The sequence below is a fragment of the Xanthomonas sp. 3058 genome, assembly GCF_014199765.1.
GTDB lineage: Bacteria > Pseudomonadota > Gammaproteobacteria > Xanthomonadales > Xanthomonadaceae > Xanthomonas > Xanthomonas campestris_B.
On the sequence record NZ_JACHOF010000007.1, the window covers coordinates 26369 to 44655 of the forward strand.

Annotated in this window: 14 protein-coding genes; 8 read left to right on the forward strand and 6 right to left on the reverse strand. The window is 64.3% G+C overall.

Annotated features, from left to right (window positions below; genetic code table 11):
* The first annotated feature begins 10 nt into the window (after positions 1 to 10).
* From ilvG to GGR61_RS11085, 4 genes are all read left to right on the forward strand, one after another.
* Positions 11 to 1732, forward strand: a complete 1722-nt coding sequence (gene ilvG / locus GGR61_RS11070; RefSeq protein ID WP_184621407.1) for an acetolactate synthase 2 catalytic subunit — start codon at positions 11 to 13, stop codon at positions 1730 to 1732.
* A complete protein-coding gene (locus tag GGR61_RS11075; protein ID WP_184407634.1) occupies positions 1716 to 1973 on the forward strand; it encodes an ACT domain-containing protein in 258 nt (85 codons plus the stop codon). The genes ilvG and GGR61_RS11075 overlap by 17 nt, the downstream gene beginning before the upstream one ends.
* A 75-nt stretch (positions 1974 to 2048) precedes the next feature.
* Positions 2049 to 3170, forward strand: a complete 1122-nt coding sequence (locus GGR61_RS11080) for a threonine dehydratase (protein WP_184621408.1) — start codon at positions 2049 to 2051, stop codon at positions 3168 to 3170.
* Positions 3167 to 4729, forward strand: a complete 1563-nt coding sequence (locus GGR61_RS11085) for a 2-isopropylmalate synthase (RefSeq protein WP_184407636.1) — start codon at positions 3167 to 3169, stop codon at positions 4727 to 4729. Before GGR61_RS11080 ends, GGR61_RS11085 begins: the two co-directional genes overlap by 4 nt.
* A gap of 1011 nt (positions 4730 to 5740) precedes the next feature.
* Here GGR61_RS11085 and GGR61_RS11095 read toward each other — a convergent pair.
* The 4 genes from GGR61_RS11095 to leuC form a co-directional block, all read right to left on the reverse strand.
* Positions 5741 to 6541 (reverse strand): inositol monophosphatase, encoded by an 801-nt coding sequence (locus GGR61_RS11095; RefSeq protein ID WP_184621409.1) that lies wholly within the window; start codon positions 6539 to 6541, stop codon positions 5741 to 5743.
* A gap of 44 nt (positions 6542 to 6585) precedes the next feature.
* The gene (gene leuB / locus GGR61_RS11100) at positions 6586 to 7659 is read right to left on the reverse strand and encodes a 3-isopropylmalate dehydrogenase (protein WP_184621410.1); all 1074 of its coding nucleotides are present in this window, start codon (positions 7657 to 7659) and stop codon (positions 6586 to 6588) included.
* 76 nt (positions 7660 to 7735) lie between these two features.
* Positions 7736 to 8383: a 3-isopropylmalate dehydratase small subunit gene (gene leuD, locus GGR61_RS11105; protein WP_184407639.1), complete on the reverse strand. Its 648-nt coding sequence runs from the start codon at positions 8381 to 8383 to the stop codon at positions 7736 to 7738.
* A 67-nt stretch (positions 8384 to 8450) separates the two neighbouring features.
* Positions 8451 to 9899, reverse strand: a complete 1449-nt coding sequence (gene leuC / locus GGR61_RS11110) for a 3-isopropylmalate dehydratase large subunit (RefSeq protein WP_184621411.1) — start codon at positions 9897 to 9899, stop codon at positions 8451 to 8453.
* Positions 9900 to 10019: 120 nt separating this feature from the next.
* Here leuC and GGR61_RS11115 point away from each other — a divergent pair, with 120 nt between their 5' ends.
* Positions 10020 to 10904 (forward strand): LysR family transcriptional regulator, encoded by an 885-nt coding sequence (locus tag GGR61_RS11115; protein ID WP_184621412.1) that lies wholly within the window; start codon positions 10020 to 10022, stop codon positions 10902 to 10904.
* Between the two features lie 179 nt (positions 10905 to 11083).
* Here GGR61_RS11115 and GGR61_RS11120 read toward each other — a convergent pair whose 3' ends face one another.
* Positions 11084 to 11818 carry a class I SAM-dependent methyltransferase gene (locus GGR61_RS11120; protein WP_184621413.1) on the reverse strand — a complete coding sequence of 245 codons (735 nt, stop codon included), beginning with the start codon at positions 11816 to 11818 and terminating at the stop codon, positions 11084 to 11086.
* Between the two features lie 485 nt (positions 11819 to 12303).
* On the opposite strand from GGR61_RS11120, the gene GGR61_RS11125 reads away from it, so the two are divergent.
* From GGR61_RS11125 to GGR61_RS11135, 3 genes are read left to right on the forward strand one after another with little or no spacing between them, the layout of a single operon-like run.
* The gene (locus GGR61_RS11125; RefSeq protein ID WP_184621414.1) at positions 12304 to 13683 is read left to right on the forward strand and encodes a cytochrome P450; all 1380 of its coding nucleotides are present in this window, start codon (positions 12304 to 12306) and stop codon (positions 13681 to 13683) included.
* Positions 13676 to 14590, forward strand: a complete 915-nt coding sequence (locus tag GGR61_RS11130; RefSeq protein ID WP_184621509.1) for a sulfotransferase domain-containing protein — start codon at positions 13676 to 13678, stop codon at positions 14588 to 14590. The genes GGR61_RS11125 and GGR61_RS11130 overlap by 8 nt, the downstream gene beginning before the upstream one ends.
* Positions 14587 to 15288 (forward strand): sulfotransferase, encoded by a 702-nt coding sequence (locus GGR61_RS11135; protein ID WP_184621415.1) that lies wholly within the window; start codon positions 14587 to 14589, stop codon positions 15286 to 15288. Before GGR61_RS11130 ends, GGR61_RS11135 begins: the two co-directional genes overlap by 4 nt.
* A gap of 40 nt (positions 15289 to 15328) precedes the next feature.
* Here GGR61_RS11135 and GGR61_RS11140 read toward each other — a convergent pair whose 3' ends face one another.
* A complete protein-coding gene (locus tag GGR61_RS11140) occupies positions 15329 to 18283 on the reverse strand; it encodes a ligand-binding sensor domain-containing diguanylate cyclase (protein ID WP_184621416.1) in 2955 nt (984 codons plus the stop codon).
* Positions 18284 to 18287: the final 4 nt, after the last annotated feature.

The window sequence follows — 18287 nt, forward strand, 5'->3', positions numbered from 1 at the left end:
TCCGCAACGCATGAACACCTCCGCACACAGCACGCCCCGCAACGGCGCGCGCTGGCTGACGCAGGCCCTGGAAGCCGAGGGCGTGGAAACGCTGTTCGGTTATCCGGGCGGCACCATCATGCCGTTCTACGACGCCCTGGTGGATTCCAGGCTCAAGCACATCCTGGTCCGTCACGAACAGGGCGCCGCGCTCGCCGCCAACGGCTACGCCCGCGCCAGCGGCCGGGTCGGCGTGTGCGTGGCCACGTCCGGCCCGGGCGCGTCCAATCTGGTCACCGGCATCGCCGACGCGATGCTCGACTCGGTGCCGATGGTGTGCCTGACCGGCCAGGTCGCCACGCCGTTACTGGGCACCGATGCGTTCCAGGAGCTGGACGTGTTCGGCATGACCATGCCGATCGTCAAACACAGCTTTCTGGTGCGGCGGGTGGAGGAGCTTCCGGAAATCGTGCGCGAGGCGTTTCGCATCGCGCGCGAGGGACGCCCCGGGCCGGTGTTGATCGACCTGCCCAAGGACGTGCAGATTGCCAATGCGGCGCATCTACCCGACCACGTGCCGGCGGCGGTGCTGCCGCCACCGGCACCGGCGGACGCGAAATTGGCCGAAGCACTGGCGGCCATCGCCAGTGCCGAGCGCCCGGTGGTATACGGCGGCGGCGGCATCGCCTTGGCCGGCGCGGTGGACGCATTTCGACACTTCGTCGAAGCCACCGGCGTGCCTACCGCGCTGACCTTGCGCGGCCTGGGTGCGTTGCCGCATGCACACCCGGACTACCTGGGCATGCTGGGCATGCACGGCACCCGTGCGGCCAATATGGCGATCCAGGAATGCGATCTGCTGGTGGTGGTCGGCGCACGTTTTGACGACCGTGCCACCGGCAAATTGAGCGAGTTCGCCCCGTTTGCGCGCGTCATCCATTTGGATGCCGACGCCTATGAAATTTCCAAGCTGCGCACGGCCGACATCGCCGTACCCGGCGATGTGACCATCAGTCTGAAAGCCTTGAGCGCGGCGCGCGGCAACTGCCAGGCATGGCGCACGCGCTGCTTTGCCAACCGCGAAAAATTCGGCGCGCGTTACGATGCGCCCGGTACCGATATCTACGCACCAGCGCTGCTCAAGCGCCTGAGCGAAGTGGCCCCGGCCGACACCATCATCGCCTGCGACGTGGGTCAGCATCAGATGTGGGTGGCCCAGCACTGCCGCTTCAATGACCCACGCAATCACCTCACCAGCGGCGCGCTCGGCACGATGGGGTTTGGCCTGCCGGCGGCGATGGGCGCGCAGTTCGCCTGCCCCGACCGCACCGTGGTGCTGGTCTCCGGCGACGGCAGCTTCATGATGAACGTGCAGGAGCTGGTGACGATTGCGCGCTGCAAGCTGCCGGTGAAGATCGTGCTGCTGGACAACAGTTCGCTGGGCATGGTGCGGCAGTGGCAGGAACTGTTCTTTGCCGAGCGTTACAGCGAAATCGATCTGTCCGACAACCCGGACTTTGCCGCGCTGGCGCAGGTCTTCGGCATCCCCGCCAAGCGCATCATCGCGCGTGGCGATGTGGATGCGGCGCTGGCCGAGCTGCTGGCGCAGCCCGGCCCCGGCCTGCTGCATGTATCCATCGATGCGCGTGCCAACGTGTGGCCGCTGGTGCCACCCAACAACGCCAACAGCACCATGCTGGACAGCAATCCCGCACACGCGGTCAAGGAGACGCCCAATGCGTTACCGGCTTGATCTGGTGCTGAAGTCGGCCGAAGGCGCACTGGTGCGCGTGATCGGCATGACCGAGCGACGCGGCTTCCGCCCGTGCGCCATCCAGGGCGGCACGGTCCCGGACGATGCCGGCCGCTGGCATCTGCAACTGGATGTGGACAGCACCCGTCCGCCGGAAACGCTGCGCCTGCAGTTGCAGAAGGTGTACGACTGCGAATCGGTGGCGATCACTGCACTGGATTCGGTCGAGGCCGCGGCATGAACGCCCCGACCTCGCACGACCAACAAACCGCTGTCCGGAGGTGTCTTCTTCCGGATTGGCCGTGCGCGTGCCGCAATGCCTGATTCCGGCCGCCCGTCACTGCAGGAGCCCGACGTAAGCGACGTGGCCGTCAGCGTAGCCGATGTGCTGGCTGCGCAGGCACGCCTGCGCAAGTACCTGTCGCCCACGCCGCTGCATTACGCCGAGCGCTTCGGGGTGTGGTTGAAGCTGGAAAATCTGCAGCGCACCGGCTCCTACAAGGTGCGCGGCGCACTGAACGCGTTGCTGGCCGGCCTGGAACGCGGCGACGAGCGCCCGATCATCTGCGCCTCGGCCGGCAACCATGCGCAAGGCGTCGCGTGGTCGGCGTATCGGCTGGGCGTGCAGGCCATCACGGTGATGCCGCACGGTGCGCCGCAGACAAAGATCGCTGGCGTCGCACATTGGGGCGCCACCGTGCGCCAGCATGGCAACAGCTACGACGAGGCATTTGCGTTTGCGCGCGAGCTGGCCGACCAGAACGGTTACCGCTTTCTGTCTGCCTTCGACGATCCCGACGTGATCGCCGGGCAGGGCACGGTCGGCATCGAACTGGCCGCGCATGCGCCGGATGTGGTGATCGTGCCGATCGGCGGCGGCGGGCTGGCGTCGGGCGTGGCACTGGCACTGAAGTCGCAAGGCGTACGCATCGTCGGCGCGCAGGTGGAAGGCGTCGATTCGATGGCGCGCGCGGTGCGCGGCGATCTACGCGAAATCACCCCGGTGCCGACGCTGGCCGATGGCGTGAAGGTCAAGATTCCCGGCTTCCTGACCCGCCGTTTATGCGCGAGCCTGCTCGACGATGTAGTGATCGTGCGCGAAGCTGAATTACGCGAAACCCTGGTGCGGTTGGCACTGGAAGAACACGTCATCGCCGAGGGCGCTGGGGCACTGGCATTGGCCGCTGGTCGCCGCGTTTCAGGCAAACGCAAATGTGCGGTGGTCTCTGGCGGTAATATCGACGCAACTGTCCTGGCCACCCTGTTGTCCGAGGTACGGCCGCGGCCGCCACGCAAGCCGCGCCGTCGCAATACCGAGCGACTTCGTAGCGAACGCAGCACCAAGCCACCTCCCGAAAAAACCAACGCACCTTCCCGCCCATCCGCAGTCGCTTCAACGCCTGTCACCGCCATCGCCGTAGAGGAGTCTTCCTGGTGAACACGACCGTATCCAACCAGACCCCGCGTATCCGAATTTTCGACACCACCCTGCGCGACGGCGAGCAATCCCCCGGCTGCAGCATGACGCCCCAGCAGAAGCTGGTGATGGCGCGCGCACTGGACGAGCTCGGTGTGGACATCATCGAGACCGGCTTCCCGGCCAGCTCGCATTCCGACCGCGAAGCCATCGCGATGATCGGCCGCGAGTTGCGTCGCCCCACGCTGGCAGTGCTGTCGCGCTGCCTGCAGGCCGATATCGAAACCTCCGCACGTGCGCTGGAGGCGGCCGCCAATCCGCGCCTGCATGTCTTCCTGTCCACCAGCCCGCTGCACCGCGAGCACAAGTTGCGCATGAGCCGCGAACAGGTGCTGGAATCGGTGCACAGGCATGTGACGCTGGCGCGCGGCTACATCGACGACGTCGAATTTTCCGCCGAAGACGCCACTCGCACCGAGGAGGATTTCCTGGCCGAGGTCACCCGCGTGGCGATCGCCGCCGGCGCCACCACGATCAACCTGCCGGACACGGTGGGCTTCACCACCCCGGAAGAAATTCGCGGCATGTTCTCGCGCCTGATCGCCAGCGTGGAAGGTGCCGACACCGTCATCTTCAGTGCGCACTGCCACAACGATCTGGGACTGGCGGTTGCCAATTCGCTGGCGGCTATCGAAGGCGGCGCGCGTCAGGTCGAGTGCACCATCAACGGCATCGGCGAGCGCGCCGGTAACTGCGCGGTGGAAGAAATCACCATGGCACTCAAGGTCCGTGGTGCGTTCTACAACATCGACTCGGCCATCAACACACCACGTATCGTGTCCACCTCGCAGCTGCTGCAGCGCCTGGTCGGCATGCCGGTGCAGCGCAACAAGGCGGTGGTGGGCGGCAATGCGTTTGCGCACGAGTCGGGCATCCATCAGCACGGCATGCTGCGCCATCGCGGCACCTACGAAATCATGCGCCCGGAAGACGTGGGCTGGGAATCCTCGCAGATGGTGCTGGGCCGCCACAGCGGCCGCGCGGCAGTGGAGCAGCGTCTGCGTGCGTTGGGGTACTTGCTGGAAGAAGAAGAGGTCAAGCTGGTCTTCGAACAGTTCAAGACACTGTGCGAGAAGCAGCGCGTGGTCTCCGACGCCGATCTGCAGGCGCTGATGCAAGACGCCACCGTGCAGGAAGGCTATCGTCTGGCCTCGATGACCATCAGTGATGTCGGCAGCCGCGCCAATGCGCTAGTTGAATTGTCCGATCCGGAAGGCAATCGTGTTGCCGAAACCGCGCAAGGCAATGGTCCGGTGGATGCGCTATTCGGTGCGCTGGCGTCGGCCACCGGTGTGAAGTTGGAATTGGACAGCTATCAGGTGCACAGCGTGGGCATCGGTGCGGACGCACGTGGCGAAGCCAGCCTGAGCGTGCGCCACGACGGCGTGGAATACGAAGGCACCGGCACCAGCAAGGACATCATCGAAGCCAGCGCGCTGGCGTGGTTGGATGTCGCCAACCGCTTGTTGCGTCAGCGCCAGCGTGGCGTGGTTGCTGGTAAGACGGCTGCGGTGGCGTAGCGCTGCCATCTGCTAAACGATGTAAACCTGACGGCCGGCGGAGTGATCTGCTGGCCGTCTTGCTTTTTGGTGGTTGGTGATTTGAACGTTTTCCAAGAATGCATTGCGTGCCGATCAGCAGCCGCGAAGAGTGGGAGCGCGGCGCCGCATCGACCAATCCCACGCACGACGTCTGCCGGTTTCGCGCAAACGCCTCGATCACTGAGGGCGCTTGCACGCGTACCGGCGTGGGACACGCCGCGAGTACGTCCCTGTAGGCTCTTCTGCGGCATCCATGCCGCAGAAGGTCCCACGCCGGTACGCGCACAAGCGCCTCCGAATATTGTTGGAGACTGAAGGAAAAGCGACGTCTGGTTGATTGATGGTGCTTCAGAACGCGGCTTTCGCTGCAACAGTAAAGGCGAAGCATTGAAGTGATCCTAGCGACATCGCCTGCCGAGTCGGCGGGCCCGGCGTGTGCCTGAAAGCATTGTTTGCCGATCAGCGGCAGCGATAGTGGGAGCGCGGTGTTACGTCCGGGGGCAGGACCATGTACCGGCATGGATGCCTCCACATAGTCCTCATGGATAAATCCACGGCGTGTCCGGATAACTGATGCGGCACCGCGCCATCAATGAGCACCACAAACGAAAACGGCCATCGCCCGATAAAGCGATGACCGGTATTACCTAATGAAACTCTTCCATGAGCAGGCCAACGATGCCGCGGCCATCGTACTTGCCAACGCGTGCAGATAGTCGCTGCCGGTACAGAAGGCGCGCACTCCCGCACCTGCCAAAACGATCACGCCGATGGTCCTGTCGTACCCGGCGCGGTGCAGCGCGGCTATGAGCTCATCGCAAGCCTGCCGACGAAATGCGTTCAGCTTGCCTGGCGGTTGATGGTGATCCACTCGAAGCCATTGCGTCGCTCGCACAACGGATCTTCAAACTCAATCGGCTACTCCAGTTGGTGAGGTACAGGGTCATGGGAAGACAAGACAGCGCACCGGCGTACCGCGCCGTAAATCTTCTAGAGATGTTTACGAACGAGCTTTGCGACTTGCCGATGTAGCGCGGGTGCACCGGCAAGGACTGCGTACTCCTTGTCGTGCGCGGTCTCGGTCAGATCGAAAGACAGAAGATCACCCGTGATGGTGGTGTAAAGCCCCCCAGATTCCTGGACAACCAGGGACGGTGCTGCGATGTCCCATAGCCGCGTGTTGCGGTTAAGCATCCCTCCAAGCCTTCCGGTGCACGTTAAGGCGGAATCGACCAGACTGTTGGTCGTCCTCAAATTTCGCACGCTCCGAAGAACGTCGAAAAGCAGCCGACCATCCCGTTGCTCGTGCAATTCATCAGGCGCGTCCATGCCGTACGCCCACAGTACGTTACTCAGCTCCGTCTCTTCAGTTACGCGAATCCGCTGACCATTAAGAAATGCGCCTCGACCGCGCTCGGCAACGAACAACTCGCTGCTTTCTGGCAAGTACATGACTCCGAGCTCTGGCGTTGCGTCGCGCATCAGCGCGATCAGTACGCCGTACCAGGGTAGCCCCGCCGCATAGTTGGAGGTTCCATCCAGCGGGTCGACGACCCAGGTATATGGGCTTTCGGGATGGAGCTTGACTCCACTCTCCTCCGCAATGGTCGAGTGGTTTGGAAATGCTCGGTGCAAACCATCAAGGATCAGCCTTTCCGCGCCGATATCCGCCTCTGTCACGACATTAAACTGGTCGCCCTTGGCGACTACCCTGCCGATGTTCGACCGGTTGCGCATCAGATAAGCGCCGGCCTCTTGAGCCACAGCCATGGCCACAGCCAGCATCTTCATCTAGTTGACCCTCGCCAGTACAAAAGACAAGCGAATGAACGGCTTTACAGCGCAGCCACCACCGCATCACCCATCGCGACCGTGCCGACCTTGGTCGTGCCTTCCGACCAAATGTCGGCGGTGCGCAGGCCTTGGTCGAGTACCTTGCCGACAGCGTGCTCGATCGCATCGGCAGCGGCGGCCTGCGCGAAGGTGTAACGCAACATCATCCCCACCGACAGGATGGTCGCCAACGGATTGGCGATTCCCTTGCCGGCAATGTCCGGTGCCGAGCCATGACACGGCTCGTACATGCCCTTGCTGTTGGCATCCAGCGACGCCGAGGGCAGCATGCCGATGGAACCGGTCAGCATGGAGGCCTGGTCGGACAGAATGTCGCCGAACATGTTGTCGGTCACGATCACGTCGAACTGCTTGGGTGCGCGCACCAGCTGCATCGCCGCGTTGTCCACGTACATGTGCGACAGCGCGATGTCCGGATAGTCCTTGGCCACTTCTTCGACGACGGCACGCCATAGCTGGCTCGACGCCAACACGTTGGCCTTGTCCACCGAACACAGCTTCTTGCCGCGCAGACGGGCCATCTCGAAGCCGGCCTTGGCGATGCGGCGGATCTCGCTTTCGCTGTACGGCAACGTGTCGTAGGCCTGGCGCTCGCCGTTGTCCAGCGTGCGGGTGCCGCGCGGCTGGCCGAAATAGATGCCGCCGGTGAGTTCGCGCAGGATCAGCAGATCCAGCCCGGCCACCACCTCCGGCTTGAGCGTGGAGGCATCGGCCAACTGCGGATACAACAGCGCCGGGCGCAAGTTGGCGAACAACCCCAGCTGCGAGCGGATCTTGAGCAGGCCACGCTCCGGGCGCAGCGCTGGATCGATGGTGTCCCATTGCGGCCCACCGACCGCACCCAGCAGCACCGCGTCGGCAGCGCGCGCGCGCTCCAGCGTTTGGTCGGCCAACGGGCTGCCGTATTTGTCGTAGGCCGCGCCACCCAGTTCGTCGTACACCAGGGTGAAGCCCAGGCCATGTTGCGCGTCGATCCGCGTCAACACCTTGACTGCTTCGGCCATGATCTCCGGGCCGATGCCGTCACCAGGAAGAATCAGAATCTGCTTGCTCATGCAATCCTCGTCAGTGAAATCAACACAGCGCAGCACGTCCCTGGCGTAACCGGATCGTTGGCACGTGCCGGCGAAATTACTGCAGCGCGCCGAACAGCCACGGTTGGCGCGCGCGATGGCCTTGCTCGAAATGACCGATTGCATCGGCGTCCTGCAAGGTCAGGCCGATGTCGTCCAGCCCGTTGAGCAGGCAGTGCTTGCGGAATGCATCGATCTCGAAGCTGTATTCCACGCCATCGGGACGGCGCACGCGTTGTGCGGCCAGATCCACGGTGAGCTGGTAGCCCTCGGTGGCAAAGCACTCCTCGAACAAGGCGTCCACTTCTGCTTCGGCCAACACGATCGGCAGCAAGCCGTTCTTGAAACTGTTGTTGAAGAAGATATCGGCAAAGCTGGGCGCGATCACTGCGCGGAAGCCATATTCGTCCAGTGCCCACGGCGCGTGTTCGCGCGAGGAACCGCAGCCGAAGTTCTCGCGTGCCAACAACACGCTGGCACCTTGATAACGCGGAAAATTGAGCACGAATTCCGGGTTGATCGGGCGCTGGCTGTTGTCGCGGCCGGGCTCGCCGATATCCAGATAACGCCATTCGTCGAACAAGTTCGGCCCGAAACCGGTGCGCTTGATCGACTTGAGGAATTGCTTGGGAATGATCTGGTCGGTATCGACATTGGCGCGATCCAGCGGGGCGACCAGGCCGGTGTGTTGGGTAAAAGGTTTCATAGGAAGGCCGGGATTAGGGATTGGGAATTAGGGATTCGAAAGGGCTGCGATACGCGAGAACGGGCTTTTACGAATCCCGAATCCCCATTCCCAAATCCCCAAGCTCACGCACATCGACGAAGTGGCCGCTCACCGCCGCCGCCGCCGCCATTGCCGGGCTGACCAGGTGGGTGCGTCCGCCGGCGCCCTGGCGGCCTTCGAAGTTGCGGTTGGAGGTGGAGGCGCAATGTTCGCCGCTGCCCAGCTTGTCCGGGTTCATCGCCAGACACATCGAGCAACCGGGCTCGCGCCATTCGAAACCGGCATCCAGAAACACCTTGTCCAGGCCTTCCGCCTCGGCCTGCGCCTTGACCAGGCCCGAGCCCGGCACCACCAGCGCCTGCTTGATGGTGGAAGCAACCTTGCGGCCCTTGGCCACCGCAGCGGCGGCGCGCAGGTCTTCGATCCGCGAGTTGGTGCATGAGCCGATGAACACCCGATCCAGGCGGATGTCGGTGATCGGCTGATTGGCCTTCAGGCCCATGTACTTGAGCGCGCGCTCGATCGAATCGCGCTTGGTCGGGTCCTGCTCGGCGGCCGGATCCGGCACCTGCTGATCCACCGCCAGCACCATTTCCGGCGACGTGCCCCAGCTGACCTGCGGCTTGATGTCTTCGGCGCGCAGCTCCACCACCGTATCGAAGTGCGCGCCCGGGTCGGAGACCAACGTCTTCCACAGCGCCACGGCAGCGTCCCAGTCCGCACCCTTGGGCGCGAACGGGCGGCCTTGCACGTAGGCAATGGTTTTCTCATCCACCGCCACCATGCCCACGCGCGCACCGGCTTCGATGGACATGTTGCAGATGGTCATGCGGCCTTCCATCGACAACGCGCGGATCGCGCTGCCGGCGAATTCCAGCGCATGCCCGTTGCCGCCGGCGGTGCCGATCTTGCCGATCACCGCCAGCACGATGTCCTTGGCGGTCACGCCGAACGGCAGCGTGCCGTCCACGCGGACCTGCATGTTCTTCATCTTCTTGGCGATCAGGCATTGCGTGGCCAGCACATGCTCGACCTCGGAGGTGCCGATGCCATGCGCCAGCGCGCCGAACGCGCCATGGGTGGAGGTGTGCGAATCGCCGCAGACCACGGTCATGCCCGGCAACGTGGCGCCCTGCTCCGGGCCGACCACGTGCACGATGCCTTGGCGCGCATCGTTCATCTTGAACTCGAGGATGCCGAAGTCGTCGCAGTTCTCGTCCAGCGTCTGCACCTGCAGGCGCGAGACTTCGTCGGAAATCGACTCCAACCCACCCTGACGCTCGGCGCGCGTGGTCGGCACGTTGTGGTCGGGTGTGGCGATGTTGGCGTCGATGCGCCACGGCTTGCGCCCGGCCAGGCGCAGGCCTTCGAACGCTTGCGGCGAGGTCACTTCGTGCAGGATGTGGCGATCGATATAGATCAGCGACGAGCCATCGTCGCGGCGCGTGACCTCGTGCATGTCCCACAGCTTGTCGTACAGCGTCTTGGCAGTCATTGCGGCGATCCGGTTGACGGTTGGTGGGAGCGCCCACCTGGCTGAGCTCGATGCTAGGAGCTTGCCTTGGATTACGCAAATTCATATTGTTTATTCAACAAATGAATTTTAGGAATAGAAGTGGATCTTGCGAGCCTGAGCGCGTTCGTGGCGATTGCCGAAAGCGGCAGCTTTTCGGCCGCCGGCGAGGCATTGCATCTCACCCAACCGGCGGTGAGCAAGCGCATCGCCATGCTGGAGGGCCAGTTGTCCGCCCGCCTGTTCGACCGCCTCGGCCGCCAGGTGGTGCTGACCGAAGCCGGCCAGGCCCTGCTGCCGCGCGCGCAACGCGTCCTCGCCGAACTGGATGACACCCGCCGTGTGCTGGAACATCTGGGTGCAGCCGTCGGCGGACGCCTGAGCCTGGCCACCAGCCATCATGTCGGCCTGCATCGCCTGCCCGCCCTGCTGCGCGGCTTTACCGCACAACACCCGCAGGCAGCTTTGGACATCCGGTTCCTGGATTCGGAATTGGCGTACGCGGCAGTGCTGCGCGGCGAGGTGGAACTGGCGGTGACCACCTTGGCGCCCGACACGCGTGCGCCGCTGCGTGCGCAACCGATCTGGCACGACCGCCTGCATTTTGTGGTGGCACCCGATCATCCGCTGGCAGCGATGACCACCGTCGCGCTGGAGGATGTGGTGGCACATCCGGCGGTGCTGCCGGATCCGGGCACCTTCACCCATCGCATCGTCGCCGGCCTGTTCGCCGCGCGTGGATTGGCCCCGAGCCTGCGCATGACCACGAATTATCTGGAGACGATCAAGATGCTGGTGTCGGTGGGCCTGGCCTGGAGCGTGTTGCCGCAGCGCATGATCGACCATCAGATCGTGGCGCTGCCGCTGGCCGATGTGACGCTGTCACGCGAGCTGGGCTGCGTGACTCACGGCGGGCGCACCTTGTCGCGCGCGGCGCAGGCCTTCGTTGCTTTGCTGAAGGCACAGGCCGATTTGCTGCAGCTCTAACGCTGCTCTGCTTCAAACCACGAATCGAATTGCAGCAATGGTCGATTGCTAGCGCAACACACGTGATGGACGAGAAACAGCACCCACATCGATCCCGGGATCGCGGGGCTTACACCGATCCGACCCCATGACGCAGCTGACCTTCCTGGGCTGCCTTGCGATGAAGCAGCGCGGACGACTCAGGCCGTGGAGGCGTCCGCCGGAACGTAAACCGAGATCTGGATTCGGCTATGCGCAGCATAGGGTTCGCGCCCCCAGTCCCCCCACCGCACCTGCAGGCGCAACCCTGCGATCCGCGCCATCAGATCAAGTTCCGATGGCCAGACATAACGCCGGCGCTCGGTGAAGATGCGCGTGCCATCCTCGCCCAGAACTACCACGCGCTGATCGAGGCGCTGCTGCACCGGGTCCGGTTGCGAGCACACCAGCATCACTGCGGCGCCCGTGCCCTGCGTCTCAGGTACGTTGATTACCTGGCTCACCTTTCCGCCGCTGTCGAACACTTCGGCGCCGGGCACTGCAGTCTGGATCACGAGCTTGCCATCGGGTGCCAAGCAGCGCGCCGCATTGACGATGCAGCGCAACTGCTCGGCCTGGGTGAACAGATAGCCGAAAGAGGCCACCGCGTAGATCAGGCCGAATGGGCCAGTTACGGGCATGTCGGCAAAATCGGCGCAAACCAGTTGCAGCTGTTCGCTACCGGGTTTTGCACGCAATGCCTCCAGCATCGCCGGTGCATTGTCGATACCAGCGACCGGCACGCCGCGCTGCGATAACGGCAGTCCGATGCGCCCGCTGCCGATACCCAACTCCAGTGATGTCCGTCCATCAGCCAGTTCGGCCAGGGTTTGCACGCATCGCTGCAGCGCCTGCGCCGGCCAACGATCATGAAAGCTGTCGTAGAACACGGACATCCGATCGTACTGGTGAGTGACAGGCATACACACCGCGCGCGCTTGCAGACCAACGACGATAACACGCGGCGATGGCTGCACTGCGGCGTTTGCAACAGAGGCAGGTGCGCAAGATACTTCGGATATAGCGACTTCCTTGCGCTATATGGATTGACTCATAGGGCACACAACCCAATGATAAATTTCAGCCATCCAATGATTCCTTTGATTCCTTACTAACACTTCCCCGTCACCCGCTTTCTTCCCATAACTCTTGAGGAATATCCTTATGAAGCATTTTTTCGAGGCACTGTCGCGCTGGGTTCAGGTCATCAGCGGCCGCAAGCTCGGCTATATCTACACATACTGACCATCCAGACTGTTGCGGGAACGGAGGTCTCCGCCCCCTTTCACGCGGCCGCGCACCCTGGTGCATTGCCGGCTGCTTTTATCTTCGGAATTGGTAACGTGCACATGTTCAGTCGCCGGCAATCTACGAGGCGAGCATGAGTTCAGGTGGCAAGAGCACTATCCCCCCCGGTCCGACCGGACACTGGGCATTCGGCAACCGGGGGCAGTTTTCCGACGATCCCTTGGCGTTCCTGCAAGACTGCGCGCGCAAGCATGGCGATGTAGTCAAGGTTGCTAAACGAACCTATCTGCTCGCCGCACCGGCCGCAATCGGTACGGTTCTGGGCGACGACGGTACGCTTTACGGCAAGGCCGATCCGGACCCGGGTGTGCGGCGCCCTGCATTTCCTGCTTCCGTGATGAACAGCACGGGCGCAGTCTGGCAGCATAAGCGGCGGACGCTGCAACCTGCATTTTCTGCGGCCTTGGTGCGCGAGGCCGCAGCACAGGCATTGGCTGCCACCCGGTCACTGCTGCGCGAGCAGGACGAGTGCAGTGCAACGCAGGACATGCGCGCACTAATGAATGGGCTGTGCGCGCAATTGGGCGCCGGCTTCCTGCTCGGTGATCCAGCGCACGCACCGGATCTGCTGCGCATGTTGCCTATGGTCGATGCCATCTTGCAGCAGACCCGCCGTCCATCCGTCGCGCCGGCGTGGTGGCCATCGGCAAACCGGCATCGCTTGCGCCGCGCACGCGCGGATCTTGACCTGGCGCTGGACCGGATACTGGCGCGAAGCGCGCAGCGGCCGCCGCACGCAGCATCGGCCTTGGCGCTGCTGCTAGCCGAAGCCACGCACGGCGACGGCGACTGGTGCCGCGACGAAGCGGCAGCGATACTGATGTCGGCACTGGAGCCGATGTCGGCAGCGCTGACCTGGACCGTGTTGCTACTCGCTCAGCACCCGCACATCGCGCAGCAGGTTGCGCAGGAAGCCAACGCGCTGGACGATGCCAACGGCGCATCAGGCACCAACTTGCTCGACCGGTTGCCGCTGGCGCGGGCCTGCGTTAAGGAGGCCTTGCGTCTGTATCCACCGGCCTGGATAACCGCAAGGATTGCGCAACGCGACACCACGCTGAATGGCTTCGATGTCCCCTGCGGCACCCAACTGCTCGTCAGTGCATGGGTCGTGCATCGCGACGGGCGCTATTTTCCCGATCCCGAAATTTTCCTGCCCGCACGCTGGCTCGACGACACCGCCACCCGCTTGCTGGCGCGGTATAGCTACTTCCCTTTTGGCGGCGGCCCGCGCAGTTGCATCGGCAGCATGTTGGCGCTGACCCAGATGACCGTAGTCATCGCCACCGTATTGCGTACGTGCAACCTGCAACTTGCACCTGACGCGCGGCCCTCGCCCTTTCCCGCGCTAGTGTTGCGGCCACTGGATGTGCGCATTGCGCTGCAGCCACGACCTATACGCGCAGCGCCTGCCGCCACAGTGTGTCCCGCTCCGGTGTCGCCCGATGCTTAGTCAGCAATTTCGCAAGAAAACCCGGGAATATTCCAACCGATTTTTCGATTCCAGCGTATGGAACGACCTGGCACTGCGCGAGGGCGATATCGTGATCGCCAGTTACGCCAAAGCAGGCACGACCTGGCTGCAGCAGATCGTGGCCCAGCTGATTTTCGCCGGCGAGCCGGACATTGATGTCTCGGCCATCTCCCCTTGGGTAGACGGCGTCTATCCGGACAAGGCGACCAAGCTCGCACTGCTGGAGGCGCAGAGCCACCGGCGCTTCATGAAGACACACCTGCCGGCCGATGCGCTGGTCACCAGCGCGCTCGCCAAGTATCTGTACATCGGCCGCGACGGCCGCGACATAGCGCTGAGCCTGTACGACCATCAATGCGCGGTGAGCCAGGATGCACAGGCACGCCTGCGCGCTGATGGCGGCACATCCGGGCAGTTGCGTGTGGTACCGCCGCCAAGCCTGCCGCGCGATGCCTACGTGGCGCACTGGCTGGAGTACGACGGGGCCCCGTTCTGGCCACTATGGGAAAACGTGCGCTCGTGGTGGGAACGAGGCGAGGATGCGAACGTGCTGCTGCTGCACTACGCCGATCTGCTCGATGACCTGCCCGGCCAAATCCGCCGCATCGCCGCTTTTCTCGGCATTCCGGTCCCTGCCGACAGGTGGGACGCGATTGTGGCGCACTGCCGCTTCGACTACATGCGTCAGCATGCGGCGCGTTATGTTCCGCAGGGTGCCGGGTTGTGGCGCGAAGGCGGCAAGGCGTTTTTCAACCGGGGCCAAATCGGCCGCTGGCGTACCGCCTTGCCGGCTGAGCTAAATAGCGCCTACTCCCGACGCGCAGACGCGGAGCTAGGCATGGATGCAGCACACTGGCTGGCACACGGCCGGGCGCGAACGTCGTGAGTCTCCAGCTGATTGGAGCCGGCCTGGGTCGTACGGGCACTCTTTCGCTGAAGCTGGCGATAGAGCGGCTCGGTGTGGGCCGGTGCTATCACGCGATGGAATTGGCGGCGAACCTGCGTCAGGACTTGCCGCAATGGGAGGCGGCGATCGATGGGCGCCCGGACTGGGACAGGCTTTTCGCCGGCTATGCGGCGACCACCGACTATCCCGGCTGCTGTTTCTGGATGGAACTGGCCGCGCGTTTTCCGCACGCCAAGGTGATCCTGACCGTCCGTGATCCTGACGCGTGGTTCGATTCGGTAAGCGCGACTATTTTTTCCGACAGCGACAGCGTGCCGTCGCTATTTGGCACCCAAGGCCAGCGCCTGAGTCAGTTCCTGCGCCGCGATCTGCGCGCGCACCTCGGCGAGCGCGCCTTCATGACTGACTACTTCCGGCGCTGGAACCAGGCGGTGATCGAGCATCTACCGGCGCCGCGCCTGCTAGTGCTCAACACCGACACCGAATCGAACTGGGAACGACTGTGCGCATTCCTGGAGCGGCCAGTGCCGGCGCTTTCCTATCCGCGCGTCCATCTGCGGGGCGCCGGCGTGCCAGCACCTAGGCTGCCGACGGAGCCGGAACTGATCGAACGCCGCATGCGCGCCTATCTAGACAGGCTCGCCGAGGAGGCATTCACGCCGCCAACGGGCGGATGAGCGGCGGCATGCGCATGAATCATGCAGCACTGCATCAGCGCTACGGGCCCACCAACTGCGCCCGCCCCTGCCGCTTTGCCTGATACAAGCGGCGATCGGCCAACCCCAGCAATTCGCGCCGCGTCGGTGCCTCTTCGCTCATCGCCATGCCCATGCTGGCAGTGCACTGCACCTGCACGCCCTGCACTTCCACGCTGATCGCAGCCAGGCGTTGGCGCATGCGCTCGAACAGCGCCTGGGCCTGCGCCACATCGAGGCCGGTCGCCACCAGCAGAAACTCCTCACCGCCATGACGCGCCGCGAAGAAATGCACCTGATCCTGTTCGCTCAAGGCCTGACCCACCGCACGCAGCACCGCATCGCCCACCTCGTGCCCGTACGCGTCGTTGATGCGTTTGAAGTGGTCGATATCCATCAGCGCCAGCGACAACGCGGCGCCACCGGCGTGCGCCTCGTCGAACCATTGCTGCAGCACCCGCTCTGCCTCGCGTCGGTTCGGCAATGCGGTGAGCACATCGTGGCTGGCGCGATATTCCAGCTGTCGCATCAACGCCTCGCGTTCCTGGCTGGCCTGCTGCAACGCGAGATTCTTGTCGCTCAGTTCGCGCGTACGACGGTCGATGACCGTATTGAGTTGGCGTTGACGACGACGATAACTGGCCGTGCGCCACAAATAAAAGCCGTAGATCAGCCCGCTCAGGCAGGCGATGCCCACCGCGAGCACTTCGGCGCGACGCCACCACGGCGGCGCCAACGCGATGAACAAGCTGGCCTCGCCCACCAGGTCGGCCTGTCGCCAGTCCACCGGCAGCGACATCGCCTGCACGCGAAACCGGAAGCGCCCCGGCGGCAGATTGGTGTAGATCGCTTCGCTGGCATTGTCGCTGTCGATCCACTCCGGATCGAACCCCTCCAGACGGTAGCGATAGCGCAACTTGTCCGGGCCGCGAAAATTCAGTCCCGCAAAATTGATGGCGATCCGTCGGGTCTGCGCGCCGAACCGATGCAGGCCGCTCAGCGGCTGCGCCATGCCATCGACCAGCAGCCGCTCGAACACGATCGGCACACGATGGCCTTCCAGGGTGCCCACCCGCGCCGGATCGATCACGCCCAGGCCGGCAGAAGTGGGGAACAACAGCTGCCCGGCGTGGGTCAGCCAGCCGGCCGGTGCACTGCTGCCGTTGCCTTGATTGCCAGGCATGCCATCGCTGCGATCCACCACTTCCACACTCAGTTGTTCGCGGATGCCGGCATCGACCTGATCGAAATCGCCGCGCGCGATGCGGAACACGCCGTGGTGGCTCGACAGCCACAAGTAGCCGCGGCCGTCGTCGATCACGCGAAACACCTTGTCGCGCGGCAGCCCGACGCGGTGGTCGTAGACGGTGAACTGCTCGCCATGCAGCCGCAGCAGGCCACGGTCGCTGGCAATCCATAGATCGCCACCGCCATCGCGCAGGAAATCGAACACGTTCTGCGCCGGGAAGTCCTGCTCCCCCAACCACTCACGCGTATTGCCGTTGGGCGCTAGCGCGGTCATGCCGCGATCGGTGCCGATCCACACCACGCCCAACGTATCGCGATACAGCACCTGCACCGAACCTTCCGGCACACCGTCGGCGGCGCCGTAACGGCGCGCCTGGCCATTGCGCCAGTGCACCAACCCGCCCGCCGTGCCGATCCACAGGGCATCGCCATCGGGCAACACCGAGCGCACCGTCATCGATGGCAGACCATCGGCCACCCCGATGCGCGACAGCGCGCGGCCTTGCGCATCCAGGCGTACCACTCCCTGGCTGTAGGTGCCGGCCCAGACACCGCCATCACCGGCATCGGCCAATGCCAGCACCGACTGCTCCCGCACGCGTCCGCGGTCGTCGGGCAGCAGCGACACCCGGCGGGTGATGCCGTTGCGTAATCGGTCCAGACCGACCGCGCTGCCTACCCACACCGTGCCATCGCCGGTCTGCAGCACGCTGCGGACGTAGTCCGACGCCAACCCGTCCTCGTGGGTGACGCCATGCGCGGCGCCTTCGGCAACCCGGAACAGGCCGTGCGTGCTGCCAGCCCAGATCAGGCCTTCGGCATCCTCCAGCAGCGCCGGACTGGAGACGCCGGAGATCGGGATTTCTTCGTCCGGGGTATTCCGGCTGCTGTGCACCATCAGCATGCCCGACGGCATGCTCATCCACAGATGCCCGCGGCGGTCCAACAGCAACGCATCCACGCGCTGGCCCCGATGGAATCGCTGCAAGCCGCCGCCGCCACGCTCCCACCACCACACGCCATCATCGCTGGCGACCAGCAAGCCGCCCTGACGGTCGCCGGCAAGCCGCCGCACCGGCACGCTGCGCATGCCGTGGGCCTTGCCCCAGGCTACCGCCGCGCCGCCCTCGCGCGGCAGGCGATACAACCCTACCTCGGTGCCGATCCACAGAGCGCCGCTATCGTCGGCCAGCAATGCCGTGATGCGCGCACGCGGGAGCCCGGCCCGTTGCCCCACATCGACCGCGCGGCCGTTCGCTTCGATCCAATACAACGTCTGCGGCGTGCCGACCCACAGCGCGCCGTCCGCAGCTCGCAACAGCGCACTGACGGCCAAATGGCGCGCGGACGCATCGCCCAATTGCTGCCATCGACCATCCTGATAGTGATAGACCCCATCGAAGGCAGTGCCGAACAGCATGCCGCCGGCGCTGTCGCGCACCACCACGAACACGCCTCCGAGTTCGACCCCCGGCGTGTTCTGCCTGTCGTAGACCGTGAAGTCGCGGCCATTGAAGCGCGCTGCGCCTTCCCAGGTGCCCAGCCAGAGCTGCCCATCCTCTGCCTGCGCCACCGTGTGCACCAGGTTGTGCGGCAGGCCGTCGTCCATGGTCCAGCGCGTGACCGTGTGGTGGGTGGTGTGGTCGAGCGCCTGCGCAACGGCCGGACAGGCGCCGAACAGCCCGCAGCAGAGCAACGCCCACAGCCACAGTCGCCCGATCCGCTGCACGCAT

Coding starts and splice junctions, on each gene's coding strand:
- ilvG (WP_184621407.1), top strand. CDS start 11: ATGAACACCTCCGCACACAGCACGCCCCGCAACGGCGCGCGCTGGCTG.
- GGR61_RS11075 (WP_184407634.1), top strand. CDS start 1,716: ATGCGTTACCGGCTTGATCTGGTGCTGAAGTCGGCCGAAGGCGCACTG.
- GGR61_RS11080 (WP_184621408.1), top strand. CDS start 2,049: ATGCCTGATTCCGGCCGCCCGTCACTGCAGGAGCCCGACGTAAGCGAC.
- GGR61_RS11095 (WP_184621409.1), bottom strand. CDS start 6,541: ATGAAGATGCTGGCTGTGGCCATGGCTGTGGCTCAAGAGGCCGGCGCT.
- leuB (WP_184621410.1), bottom strand. CDS start 7,659: ATGAGCAAGCAGATTCTGATTCTTCCTGGTGACGGCATCGGCCCGGAG.
- leuD (WP_184407639.1), bottom strand. CDS start 8,383: ATGAAACCTTTTACCCAACACACCGGCCTGGTCGCCCCGCTGGATCGC.
- leuC (WP_184621411.1), bottom strand. CDS start 9,899: ATGACTGCCAAGACGCTGTACGACAAGCTGTGGGACATGCACGAGGTC.
- GGR61_RS11120 (WP_184621413.1), bottom strand. CDS start 11,818: ATGTCCGTGTTCTACGACAGCTTTCATGATCGTTGGCCGGCGCAGGCG.
- GGR61_RS11125 (WP_184621414.1), top strand. CDS start 12,304: ATGAGTTCAGGTGGCAAGAGCACTATCCCCCCCGGTCCGACCGGACAC.
- GGR61_RS11130 (WP_184621509.1), top strand. CDS start 13,676: ATGCTTAGTCAGCAATTTCGCAAGAAAACCCGGGAATATTCCAACCGA.